The sequence below is a fragment of the Streptomyces sp. NPDC053432 genome (genome assembly GCF_055585365.1).
Genome location: NZ_JBVJKF010000029.1, coordinates 20,880 through 32,687, shown reverse-complemented (window position 1 = coordinate 32,687; position 11,808 = coordinate 20,880). Strand labels below are relative to the sequence as shown.

Annotated in this window: 12 protein-coding genes; 7 read left to right on the top strand and 5 right to left on the bottom strand. The window is 70.6% G+C overall.

Annotated features, from left to right (window positions below):
• Positions 1–2: 2 nt before the first annotated feature.
• Positions 3–1,214 carry an aminotransferase class I/II-fold pyridoxal phosphate-dependent enzyme gene (locus tag ACZ6Y1_RS33525; RefSeq protein ID WP_469638882.1) on the bottom strand — a complete coding sequence of 404 codons (1,212 nt, stop codon included), beginning with the start codon at positions 1,212–1,214 and terminating at the stop codon, positions 3–5.
• A gap of 278 nt (positions 1,215–1,492) precedes the next feature.
• On the opposite strand from ACZ6Y1_RS33525, the gene ACZ6Y1_RS33520 reads away from it, so the two are divergent.
• On the top strand, positions 1,493–2,305 hold the full coding sequence (locus ACZ6Y1_RS33520) for an AfsR/SARP family transcriptional regulator (protein ID WP_469638879.1): 813 nt from the start codon (positions 1,493–1,495) through the stop codon (positions 2,303–2,305).
• Positions 2,306–2,443: 138 nt separating this feature from the next.
• On the opposite strand, the gene ACZ6Y1_RS33515 is transcribed toward ACZ6Y1_RS33520, so the two are convergent.
• From ACZ6Y1_RS33515 to ACZ6Y1_RS33505, 3 genes are read right to left on the bottom strand one after another with little or no spacing between them, the layout of a single operon-like run.
• Positions 2,444–3,196: an SDR family NAD(P)-dependent oxidoreductase gene (locus tag ACZ6Y1_RS33515; RefSeq protein ID WP_385126449.1), complete on the bottom strand. Its 753-nt coding sequence runs from the start codon at positions 3,194–3,196 to the stop codon at positions 2,444–2,446.
• Positions 3,193–4,179, bottom strand: coding sequence for a 3-oxoacyl-ACP synthase III family protein (locus ACZ6Y1_RS33510; protein ID WP_384589391.1), 987 nt, complete (start codon positions 4,177–4,179; stop codon positions 3,193–3,195). Before ACZ6Y1_RS33510 ends, ACZ6Y1_RS33515 begins: the two co-directional genes overlap by 4 nt.
• Positions 4,180–4,190: 11 nt before the next feature.
• Complete coding sequence (locus ACZ6Y1_RS33505; RefSeq protein ID WP_219665194.1) at positions 4,191–4,445, bottom strand: hypothetical protein; 255 nt, start codon at positions 4,443–4,445, stop codon at positions 4,191–4,193.
• A gap of 205 nt (positions 4,446–4,650) precedes the next feature.
• Here ACZ6Y1_RS33505 and ACZ6Y1_RS33500 point away from each other — a divergent pair, with 205 nt between their 5' ends.
• The 6 genes from ACZ6Y1_RS33500 to ACZ6Y1_RS33475 all read left to right on the top strand — a co-directional run bounded on the left by ACZ6Y1_RS33500 (position 4,651) and on the right by ACZ6Y1_RS33475 (position 10,738).
• Complete coding sequence (locus ACZ6Y1_RS33500; RefSeq protein WP_469638872.1) at positions 4,651–5,547, top strand: class I SAM-dependent methyltransferase; 897 nt, start codon at positions 4,651–4,653, stop codon at positions 5,545–5,547.
• Between the two features lie 49 nt (positions 5,548–5,596).
• A complete protein-coding gene (locus ACZ6Y1_RS33495) occupies positions 5,597–7,120 on the top strand; it encodes a flavin-containing monooxygenase (protein WP_469639051.1) in 1,524 nt (507 codons plus the stop codon).
• Between the two features lie 31 nt (positions 7,121–7,151).
• Positions 7,152–8,675 (top strand): FAD-binding protein, encoded by a 1,524-nt coding sequence (locus ACZ6Y1_RS33490; protein WP_469638869.1) that lies wholly within the window; start codon positions 7,152–7,154, stop codon positions 8,673–8,675.
• Between the two features lie 109 nt (positions 8,676–8,784).
• A complete protein-coding gene (locus tag ACZ6Y1_RS33485) occupies positions 8,785–9,258 on the top strand; it encodes an SRPBCC family protein (RefSeq protein ID WP_469638865.1) in 474 nt (157 codons plus the stop codon).
• A complete protein-coding gene (locus ACZ6Y1_RS33480; RefSeq protein WP_469638862.1) occupies positions 9,255–10,091 on the top strand; it encodes an alpha/beta fold hydrolase in 837 nt (278 codons plus the stop codon). Before ACZ6Y1_RS33485 ends, ACZ6Y1_RS33480 begins: the two co-directional genes overlap by 4 nt.
• Complete coding sequence (locus tag ACZ6Y1_RS33475; RefSeq protein ID WP_469638858.1) at positions 10,088–10,738, top strand: 4'-phosphopantetheinyl transferase family protein; 651 nt, start codon at positions 10,088–10,090, stop codon at positions 10,736–10,738. Before ACZ6Y1_RS33480 ends, ACZ6Y1_RS33475 begins: the two co-directional genes overlap by 4 nt.
• Here ACZ6Y1_RS33475 and ACZ6Y1_RS33470 read toward each other — a convergent pair.
• Positions 10,724–11,722 carry an AraC family transcriptional regulator gene (locus ACZ6Y1_RS33470; RefSeq protein WP_469638854.1) on the bottom strand — a complete coding sequence of 333 codons (999 nt, stop codon included), beginning with the start codon at positions 11,720–11,722 and terminating at the stop codon, positions 10,724–10,726. The genes ACZ6Y1_RS33475 and ACZ6Y1_RS33470 overlap by 15 nt on opposite strands.
• Between the last annotated feature and the right edge of the window lie 86 nt (positions 11,723–11,808).

Genomic DNA, 11,808 nt, shown 5'->3' with positions numbered 1-11,808 from the left:
GGTCAGATGATCCGGCACTCGCGCGCCGACTTGATGAAGGCCTCGGCCGCGAACTCGAGGTCGGCCTTGGTGTGGGCGGCGGTGATGGCGATGCGCAGCCGGGCCAGGTCGTTGGGGACGGCCGGGGTGACCACGGGGAGGCCGATGACGCCGTTCTTGCGGGCGACGGTGGCGAGGTCGTACGCGGAGTCGTCGGAGCCGGCGATGACGGGGACGACGGCGGTCTCGCTGTCGACGGTGCTGATCCCGGCGTCGTTGAGGGTGTCGCGGAAGCGCTGGGATTCCTTCTGGATGAACTCGACGCGCTCCGGCTCGCGCTGCAGGATCCGCAGGGACTCCAGCGCCGCGCCGGTCTGGGCACCGCCGAGGGCCGCGGAGAAGAGGAAGGGGCGGGCCGCGTAGCGCAGGTGGTGGATGAACTCGGCGGAGCCGGCGACCCAGCCGCCCATGGAGGGGATGGCCTTGGAGAGGGTGCCGAGCTTGACGTCGACCTTCACCTCGTAGTTGAAGTGCTCCTCGATGCCCTTGCCGGTGGCGCCGATGACGCCGAGGGCGTGGGCCTCGTCGACCATCAGCAGCGCGTTGTGGGCGTCGCAGACCTTGCGCAGGTCGACCAGGGGGGCGATGTCGCCGTCCATGGAGTAGACGCTGTCGACGATCACGAGTCGGACGCCGGTGTCGGGGGCGGAGGCGAGGCGGCGCTCCAGGTGCGCGACGTCGTTGTGGCGGAAGCGCACGACTTTGGCGCCGGAGAGCTTGCAGCCGTCGACGATGCTGGCGTGGTCGTACTTGTCGATGAAGACGGTGTCGCCGGGGCCGACGATCGCGCCGACGGTGCCGGTGTTCGCGGCGTAGCCCGAGCCGAAGACCAGGGCCTTCTCGCGGCCGGCCACCTTGGCGACCTCCGCCTCCAGTTCCTCGTGCAGGGGGGTCGTTCCGGCCAGGGCGCGGACGCCGTGGTTGCCGGTGCCGTAGAGGTCGACGGCGGCCTTGGCGGCCGCGACGACGCGCTCGTCGCCGGCGAGGCCGAGGTAGGAGTAACCGGACATCATCAGCAGCCGGCGGCCGTCCTGGTCGGCGTACGCGGAGTCCCGCTCGGCCGTGTAGGCGACGAAGCTGTTCTTCCGGTTGGGCTCGTATTCCAGCTGTGCGACGCGGTCGCGGAAATACGCCAGCTTCGGCTCCAAGCGCTTCCAGGCAGCGGATGAGTTCACGTTCTTCTCCTCGTCGTGATCGTCCGGCTGATCCGGATCTCCATCGTTGCTCCGCCGTTTTTCCGGCTCGGCTCTAGTGGAATTCCATTAAGGCTCGGGGGGCGCAAGAGCGACGCAAGAGCAGACCGCCGCTATTCTCTGAATCGCACGACCTTGGGGGACTCGGCCGGATTGACGACCGTTTCGGAGAGTGCATAGTGCTGATCAGACTCGTAGGCCTTGTCACGATCGAGCCGGACGGAGCACCGCCACAACACCTGTCGAGCGCGCAGGCCCAAGTGGCCTTCGCACGACTGCTCATGGAGCGCGCCGGGGGCACGGACCGTGACCAGCTGGCCGAAACCATCTGGCCCGAGGGCCTGCCGGACACCTGGGCCTCCGCGCTGCGCAGCCTCGTGAGCCGGGTCCGTACGTTCGTCACGACGCCCGGTGACCAGCCGGGGGTCACTCCCCTCATCGCGCAGGGCGGCCGTTACATCCTGCGACTGCCGCAGGACGCGGCCGTGGACGTGGAGTGCGCGGAGGTGGCCGTCACCGAGGCCGCCGAGGCGTACGCGGCGGGGGCCTACGCGGTCGCGCAGCAGCTCGCGGCCGGCGCGGTGTCGAACCTGCGCGGCTCGTTCCTGCCCTCCCACGAGGGCGAATGGGTCGACGCGATGCGCGAGCAGCTGGAGGAACTGCGCCTGAGGGCGCTGGAGATCGCGAGCCTGTCCTCCTCGGCCCTGGGCGACGAGCACCACTCCCTGCGCTACGCGGAGGAGGCGGTGCGCCGGGCCCCGTTCCGCGAGAGCGCCTACCGCTGCCGGATGACGGCCCACTCCCGGGCCGGCAACCGCGCGGAGGCGCTGCGCAGCTACCAGCAGCTGCGCGAGGTACTGGCCGAGGAGCTCGGCATCGACCCGGCCCCGGAGACGGAGGCCGCCTACCTGGAACTGCTGCGCACTCCGGAGCCCCGGCCGGCTCCGCGTTCGTGCACCTGCCTGGACCCGGTGCTGATGGGGGTCTTCGAGGTGGACCACCGGGCGCCGGGCGCCCGTTCCCCGTCCGCCGGCTGCGTCACCCACCGGGTGGCGTCCTCCCCCGCCGCCTGACCGGGCCCTGACGTACGAAGGCCGCCGCCGCGGAGATTCCGCGGCGGCGGCCTTCGTACGTCTGCCCCCGCACGCACGACGAGGGCCCCGGCCTCCCCGGGGGGAGGGAGGCCGGGGCCGAGGGGACGACCGCGGGGGTCAGGTGATGGACACCCCGCTGTCGATGCTGATGACCTGGCCCGTCATGCAGTCCTGGTCCAGGAAGAGGCCGACGCTGCGCGCGACCTCCTCGACCGTGACGAAGCGCGGGATCGGGGCCTTGTCCTCCATGCCCTCGATCACCCGGTCCGGCAGGGTGTTCGTCATGCCCGTGATCATGAAGCCGGGCGAGAGCGCGTTGACCGTGACTCCACGGCGGCCACACTCGGACGCGAGGGTCCGCGTGAAGCCGATCAGACCGGCCTTGGACGCCGAGTACGCCGTCTGTCCGGCCGTCGCGATGATGCCGGACGGGGACACGATGTTGATGACCCTGCCCCACCGCTGCCGCAGCATGTACGGCACCGAGACGCGAGCGGTGTGGAAGGAGCCGATCAGGTTGGTCTGGATGACCTGCGCCCAGTCCGCCGGGTTCTGCATGGCCATCAGGCTGTCCTTGCGGATGGCCCCGTTGTTGACGAGGACGTCAACCGGCCCGAGTTCGTCGGAGATCTGCTGGTAGAGGGCCTGGGTGGCCTCCCACGAACCGACGTCGCCGGTGACCAGCACCGACGGGTTGGTCAGCTTCTCGGCGACCGCCTCGGCTCCCTCCCGGGAGCTGTTGTAGTGGACCGCGACCCGGCAGCCCAGCGCGTCCAGCTCCAGCGCCAGGGCCTGGCCGAGGCCGCCCGAGGCGCCGGTCACGAGCGCGACCGGGGACTCCGGCCGCACGCCCGCACTGTTCTTGCTCATGCCGCGACACCGCCCCATTCCATCAGGATCGAACCCCATGTCATGCCGGCTCCGAAGCCGGCCAGCAGCACCTTGTCGCCGGCCTTGATCCGGCCTTCCTCCAGGGCTTCGGTCAGCGCGATCGGGATCGACGCCGAGGCCGTGTTGCCGTACTTCTGGAGGTTGGTGATCAGCGCCTCCTGGCGGAGCCCGGTGTGCGACAGGATCGAGTTGATGATCCTGATGTTCGCCTGGTGCGGTACGACGTGGTCCACGTCGGCCGCGTCCACCTTGGCGTTCTCCAGCGTCTCGCGCACCGTGCGGACGGTGTAGCGGACGGCGTTGAGGTAGATCTCGTTGCCGTTGATCTGCGCGTAGTGCAGGCCCGCGTCCAGCGTCTCCTGGGTGGTGGGCATCCGGCTGCCGCCGGCGAGCACCTTGAGGGAGCCGGTGCAGGAGCCGTCCGCGCCCAGGTTCCAGGCCTTGACCCGGTTCTCGGAGCCCGGCTGCAGGACGATCGCGCCCGCCCCGTCGCCGACGAGGATGGACAGGTCCCGGTCGGCGGGGTTGGCCGTCAGGGTGTGGGTGTCGGAGCCGATCAGCAGGATCGGACGGGGGTCGATGGCGATCAGCGCCATCGCGGACACCAGCCCGTAGACGAAGCCGGCGCACTCGGAGTTGACGTCGTGCGCGCTGCCCGCGATGCCGAGCTCGTGGTGGACGAACGCGGAGGTCGCGGGGGACGGCTGCTCGGGCGTGGCGGTCGCGACGATGAGGTGGGCGATGTCGGCGCCGGTCAGGCCGGCCTTCTCCAGCGCACGCCGGCCGGCCTCGACGGCCAGGGAAGCGGTGGTCTGCCCCGGGTCGACCGCCCGCCGCTCGCGGATGCCGCAGCGGCTGGTGATCCAGTGCTCGTCCACGCCGAACCGCTCGGCGAGCTCGAGACTGGTGACGATGCGTTCGGGTACGGACATGCCCCACCCGGTGATGTCGAAGCCGGTCACGTCACCCCTCGCTACGCCTGAGCCGGGACGAGCTCGACGATCTTGGCGTACACGTCACGCAGCGTGGTCGTGTCGTCGAGGTCGGCGAAGAGGGACTCGTCGGCCGGGATGTGCGGGTACTGGTTCTGGAATCCGTACAGCCACTCCATCAGGTCCAGCGAGTCGACGTCCGCGATGTGCTGGAGCGGGGCGTCGGGGCTGACCTCCGCGGCACCCGAAACGGCCTCGAGCTGGCTCGCCAGTTCTTCGATGGTGGGCAGCGACATGGGGTCGGTCCTCTCTCGGCAATGCAACTCGGCAGTGCGTGTCTGGTTTTCGAGAGCGATAAAAGCCCCGCCCCCGCAAGGAAGGCGCAACACCGGACGGTGGCGCGAAACCGGCCCGTCTTGCGCACGCCTTGCGGGGCATCCGGTTTTCTCTGACGCGAATTCGGAAACACGGCCCGCCGGACACGCAGGAAAGAGGATCAGGATGACAACGGTCGCCCCCAAGTCGGTGGACCCCGAGGTCGATGCGATCAGGCACCACTACGAGGTCAGCAACGATTTCTACCGGCTCCTGCTGGGCCCCACGATGATGTACTCCGGCGGCTACTGGGAGGACGGCGAGGACCTCGTCGCCACCCTGGACGAGGCCCAGGAGCGCAAGCTCGACAAGTTCGCCGAGCTCGCGGGCGTCCGCGCCGGCGTCACCAAGCGGGTCCTGGACGTCGGCTGCGGCTGGGGCACCATGCTCAACCGCCTCACCACCGTGCACGGCGCGGAGCAGGCCGTCGGCCTGACCCTGTCCCGCACCCAGGAAGCGTTCATCGACGGGCTGAACAACCCGAAGATCACCACGCTGGTCCAGAGCTGGGCGGACTACAAGGTCGCCGACGACAGCGAGAAGTACGACGCGGCGTTCTGCATCAACGCGCTGGAGCACTTCGTCTCCTCCAACCTGCCGCCGAAGGAGCGCACCAAGCGCTACCGCTACTTCTTCCAGCAGATCGCGAACGCCCTGAACCCGGGCGCGAAGTTCGTGCTGCACACCATGACCGCCGAGGCGCTGCCGATGAACCGCGCGCTCCTCGACGACCTGAAGTTCCTGCAGCGCTCCGAGTTCGAGGGCTGCCACATCCCGCACCTGCACGAGCTGAGCTCCGCCGCCGAGGGTCTCTTCGAGATCGACGAGATCGTCAACGAGCGCGAGTCCTTCGCGATGGCCTGCCGCGCCTGGCTGGTCCTGCTGGCCGAGCGCCGGGACGAGGCCGTGGCCCTGGAGGGCGAAGAGGTCGTCTCCCGCTTCGAGCGCTACCTCGACATCTTCGCGTACACGCTCGAGGACAAGTTCTTCAACAACTTCCGCGTCACCATCACCCGCCGCTAAGGAGGCCGACGTGGCGAGCATTCTCAACCCGGCCACCGATGGCGGGGCGCTGACCGGTACGGCAGCCGCCCCCGGCGGTGGCGGCCCGACCCGGCACCTGCGGGTCGCGGTCATCGGCACCGGCTTCTCGGGCCTGGGCACCGCCATCCGGCTGCTGCAGTCGGGTATCGACGACTTCCTGGTGTTCGAGCGGGCCGACGAGGTCGGCGGCACCTGGCGCGACAACAGCTATCCGGGTTGTGCGTGCGACGTCATGTCCCACCTCTACTCGTTCTCGTTCGCCCAGAACCCGAACTGGAAGTCCACCTTCGGCAAGCGTGACGAGCTGTACGCGTACCTGCGCGAGACGGCCGACCGCTTCGGTGTGCGCCCCCACATCCGGTTCGGCCACGAACTGGTCGCCGCCCGCTGGGACGACGGCGAGCGGCACTGGAAGATCGAGACGTCGCAGGGCGAGTACACCGCGCAGTTCCTGGTGACCGGCACCGGCTACCTCAGCGAGGCGGCCGTGCCGGACATCAAGGGCCTCGCGGACTTCGAGGGCAAGGTCTTCCACTCCTCGAACTGGGACCACGACCACGACCTGGCCGGCCGCCGCGTCGCCGTCATCGGTACGGGCGCCTCGGCCATCCAGTTCGTACCGCAGATCCAGCCCGAGGTCGGGCACCTGGACCTCTACCAGCGCACGCCCCCGTGGATCGGCCCGAAGAACGACAAGCCGACCACCCCGCTCCAGGCGAAGCTGCTGCGCTCGCTGCCCGGCTACCAGAACTTCCGGCGGAACTTCAACATGTGGGGCCGGGAGATCCTGGCCTTCGTGATGGCCCGCCCGAAGGTCGCCGGGAAGATGCAGAAGATGGCGAGCGACCACCTGAAGAAGTCGGTCCCGGACGAGGCACTGCGCGCCAAGCTGACGCCCGACTACGTGATGGCCTGCAAGCGCCTCCTCTTCAGCAACACCTGGTACCCGGCGATCCAGCAGCCCAACGTGGACCTGGTCACCGACGGGATCGCCGAGGTCCGCGCCAAGTCGATCGTCGGCAAGGACGGGGTCGAGCGCGAGGTCGACACCATCATCCTGGGCACCGGCTTCCAGGCCACCGACCGACCGGTCGCGAAGCGGATCTGGGGCCGCGGCGGCGTGCAGCTTCGCGAGGCGTGGAAGGACGGCATGTCCGCGCACCGCGGCACCACCATCGCCGGCTTCCCCAACCTCTTCATGCTGCTCGGCCCGAACACGACCCTGGGGCACTCCTCCCAGGTCGTGATGATCGAGGCGCAGATCGCGTACGTCCTCGACGCGCTGAAGAAGGTCGAGAAGCGGGGCCTGGCCAGCGTCGAGGTCCGTCAGGAGGCGCAGGACGCCTACAACAAGGCGCTCGACGCCAAGCTCGACGGCACCGTGTGGAACGCGGGCAACTGCCAGAGCTGGTACCTGGACGCCAGCGGCCGCAACCCGTCGATCTGGCCGACGTACACCTGGCGCTTCCGCGGCGCCACCAAGCGCTTCGACCTGAGCGAGTACCAGCTCGCCTCGCAGGTGCGCACCAGCAAGCCGGTACCTCACCAGTAGTACGCCCACGGGATTCGGGAGACGCACCCAGATGAGCACTACCCCAAGAAACCCCGCCGACGAGGCGGTCGCGCAGCCGTCGCGGCGCAGGATCCTCGGCGGCATCGCCGCCACCGCCGTCGCGGTCGTCGGCTGGAACGCGGTCGACCAGACCTGGGCGACGGCCGCCGAGGCCGCGGGCAACGCCAACGTCGTCCCGGTTCCGGGACTGGTCGGCACCCTGACGACGGACGCGGCCACGGTCGGCTCCTTCGGCCAGGACTTCGGTCACCTGTGGGACGACGCGAAGCCGTGGGCGGTCCTGCGCCCCGGCAACATCGACGACATCGTCAAGATCGTCAACTACGCCCGGGTCAACGGCATCAAGGTCGCGGTCAACGGCCAGGGCGGCACCGGCGCGGACATCGAGTCGCACTCGGTGTACGGCCAGGCCCGCGTCCCGGGCGGCATCTCCATCGACGCCAAGGGCATGTCGAAGATCCTCTCCATCGGCAGCGACTACGCCGTGGTCGAGGCCGGTGTGACCTGGGGCCAGCTGACCGACGCCACCCTGAAGCTGGGCAAGACCCCGCCGGCGCTGCCCGACTACCTGTACATCTCGGTCGGCGGCACCATCAGCATCGGCGGCATCGGCGGCACCGTGCAGAAGTACGGCCTGCTGTGCGACACCGTGCAGGCCATCGACATCATCACCGGCGACGGCAAGCTGGTCACGGCCACCCCGTGGCTGCGCTCGGACCTGTTCAACGCCGCCCTGTCGGGCGGCGGCCAGGTCGGCATCATCGTCCGGGTCAACGTCAAGCTGGTCCCGGCGCCGCAGCGTTCGGTCATCTTCAGCCTCTTCTACGACGACGTGGCGACCTACCTCGCCGACTCGGAGAAGATCCTGGCCGACGGCCGGTTCCAGGTCCACGCGGGCGAGATGCTGCAGAAGCCCGACGGCTCGGGCTGGCGCTACAAGATCGAGGCCGGCGCCACCTACGACACGACCCCGCCGAACCGCGACGCGCTCATCGGCGACCTCAGGGACGTGCGGGCCGACGCGGTCATCGAGGACACGACGTACCGGGAGTACATGTTCCGGCTCGACGCGTACGAGGCGTACCTGAAGGAGTCCGGCCACTGGTACCAGCCCAAGCCGTGGCTGAGCATGTTCCTGCCGGCGTCGAAGACCAAGACCTTCATGCAGCTGGTCGAGCGCGAGCTGAACGCCGAGTCGCTCGGCGGCGGGTTCCTGCTCTTCTACCCGTACTTCACCTCGAAGATCAAGAGGCCGCTGGCGGTGCAGCCGAACGAGTCGGTCGGCTACCTCTTCGACCTGCTGCGCTTCCCCAACCCGGGCGCCGACATCCAGGGCATGCTCGCCCAGAACCGACGCCTGTACGAGATCGCGCGCTCCATGGGCGCCAAGCGCTACCTGGTGGGTTCGGTCCCGAACATGACCCGCGAGGACTGGAAGGCCCACTTCGGCAACCGCTGGTCGGCCTTCTGCAGCGCCAAGCGCAAGTACGACCCCAACAACACCTTCACGCCCGGCCAGGGCTTCTTCGCCTGACGGCAGGAGTCCGAGCGGTCGTGGAGTCCCGGCGGGGGCGGGGAGAGGGATCCCGCCCCCGCCTTTCCCCTTTCCTGCACGTTTCCCCGTATCCCCTGGAGGCTTCGGCATGACGACGTACGACCTGATCGACGAGGCGGTGATCGACGCCCCGGCGGACGCCGTCTGGGACGCGCTCCTCGCGGAGTTCCGCGGCGGAGAGAAGTGGTGGGTCCCCGCCAACACGTTCAAGACGATCTCCGGCGCCCCCGACGAGGTCGGCGGCCTGGTGGGCGTCACCGTGCACACCAAGGGCTCCGACAAGGGCGGGCTGAAGCTGCGCTTCACCTCGCGCACCGTGGCCGTGGAGCCGGGCCGACGCCTGGACATCGAGTACGTGGACGGGGTCTTCCGCGGTCCCAGCACCTTCCGCCTCGAACCCCTCCCGGACGGCCGCACCCGGATCTCCATGCACTTCGTCGGCAGCCCGCACGGCTGGCTGAAGATCCTCTCCAAGGTCGCCGACCTGGGCGCGGAGCACTCCAAGGGCACCCTTGCGGCCTTCGAGTCGCTGGACCGTCAGCTCTCGGCGGTCCCGCGGTGACCACGGCCCCCGACCTCACCCACGAGCTGACGGTCCGCACGGACGACGGCGCCGACCTCGCCGTCACCGTCCTCGCCCCGCTGTCCGGCCCCGCAACGGCCGGCGACGTGGTCCTCGTCCACGGCTGGGCGCACGCCCGCCGGGCCTGGGGCACGGTCGCCGACCGGCTGATCCGGGCCGGCCACCGGGTGGTGCTGTACGACCAGCGCGGCCACGGCGCCTCCACCGAGGGCCGCACTCCGGTGTCGGTGGAACGCCTCGGCTCCGACCTGGCCGCGGTGCTGGCCGAGACGGGCGCCCGCGAGGCGGTGGTCGTCGGCCACTCGGGCGGCGGCTTCGCGGCCCTTTCCTACGCGGCCACCTCGCCGTCGGCGGGCCGGCTGCGCGGGCTGGTGCTGCTGGGCACGGCCGCGCACGGCCAGGACACCCCGGACAGTGAAGTGAAGATGATGGGCAACCCCCTCTTCACCAAGGCCCTGCGCCGCCCGTGGCTCGGCCGCAAGCTGCTCGGCTCCACCATGGCCAAGAAGGTCGACCCCGCCCTCCTCGACGTGAACCGCCAGATGTTCGCCGCGACCCTCCCCCGGGTCCGGGCGGACTTCTTCCGCTGCACCCGTGGCTGGGACCTGCGCGGGGCGCTCGCCTCCGTCACGATCCCGGCGGTGGTCCTGCACGGCGAAGCCGACAAGGTCATCGACCCCGCCCTCGCCGAGACCCTCGCGAACACCCTTCCCGACGCCCGCTTCGAGAAGATCGCCGACACCGGTCACATGCTCCCCCTGGAACGCCCCCTGCTCGCCGTCTCCGCGGTGGCCGAACTCGCCTCGCGATGATCGAGGAACTCCTGCCCCCGGGCGTCACGTCTTCGGAAGCCTTCGACGACGCGGCGCCCGCTCCTCTCTTCCCGGCCGAAGCCGCCCTGATGGAGGGCCGCCGGGCCCGCCGGCGCCGCCAGTTCGCGACGGCCCGCGCCTGCGCCCGCCGCTGCCTCACGCAGCTGGGCCGCAACCCGGTCGCCCTCCTCCCGGGCCCGGGCGGCGCCCCCCAGTGGCCGTCGGGCGTGGTCGGCAGCATCACCCACTGCGACGGCTACCGGGGCGCGGTGGCGGCGAGGGCCTCCTCGGTGACCGCCCTGGGCATCGACGCGGAACCGTCGGGCCCGCTCCCCAAGGGCGTCCTGAACCTGATCACCTCCGAGGAGGAGCGCACCCACCTGGCCGCCCTCACCGAGGCCGCCCCCTCCCTCCCCTGGGACCGCATCTTCTTCTCCGCGAAGGAGGCCGCCTACAAGGCCTGGTACCCGGCCACGGGCATCTGGCTCGGCTTCCGCGACGCCACCCTGCTGCTCTCCCCCGACGGCACCTTCAGCACCACCCTCCGCCCCCCGGTCCCCCCACCCGTGGACCCGGTGTACGAGGGCCGCTGGCTGGCCGGCCCCGACCTCGTCCTGACGGCGGTGGCCCGGTCAGCCTGCCGGTAGCACCACCGTGCGCGGCGGCTGTGCCGCCTCCGGGGCGGCGGCCGGGCCGGCGCCGCTACGGAACTCCTGGGGGCTGACCCCCCGCACCCGCTTGAAGGCCGTCGAGAGGGCGAAGGCCGAGCCGTAGCCCACGCGCCGGGCCACCGTCGCGACCGTGGCGTCCGGTTCGCGCAGCAGGTCGGAGGCGAGCGCCAGGCGCCAGCCGGTCAGGTATGCCACCGGTGCCTCGCCGACGACCTCGGTGAACCGGCGGGCCAGCGAAGCCCGCGAGACCCCCACCTTCAGGGCGAGTTCGGCGACGGTCCAGCCGTGCGCCGGGTTCTCGTGCAGCAGCCGCAGCGCGGGGCCGACCACCGGGTCGCTCTGGGCGCGGTACCAGGCGGGCGCGCCGCTGCCGGGAGCCGCCAGCCAGGTCCGCAGGACCCCGATCAGCAGCAGGTCCAGGAGCCGGTCCAGGACGATCTCCTGGCCCGGCTCGTCCTTGGAGATCTCCGAGGTCAGCAGGGTGACCAGGGTGTTGTCACCGCCCCCGGCGGGCCGCACGAGGATGGTCGGCAGCGCGTTCAGCAGCCGCCGCCCGATCTCGCTGGGCGCCTGGTAGGTGCCGCTGAGCATCACCGCCGAGCCGGCGTCCTGGAAGCCCGCGCCCCAGGTGCGTACACCGAGCGCCATGGTCTCGGTGACGTCCTCGCCGTCCTGCGTGCTGCACCGCTGCTCCGGGCCGACGGTGATCTGGACCGGCGTGTCCGGGGCGTCGGCGACCGTGTAGCACTCCGGGCCCCGTACGACGGCCACGTCGCCCGGCCGGATCCGCACCGGTTCCCCTTGGTCGGGCACCAGCCAGGCGTCGCCGTGCACCATCGTGACGACGGACAGCGGGGCCCGGTCCTCGACGCGCAGCGCCCAGGGCGGGTTGAAGACGGACTTGAGGAGGAAGGCCCCCCGGGCCTTGGGCCCTTCCAGCAGGCCGGTCAGCGTGTCCATGCGTACATCCTCTCCGAACTCTCCACGGGCACCCCGAAGCGCCCGCTCTGCCGCGGGGGACGGAGAGAGAGCGGGCGCCGTTCACG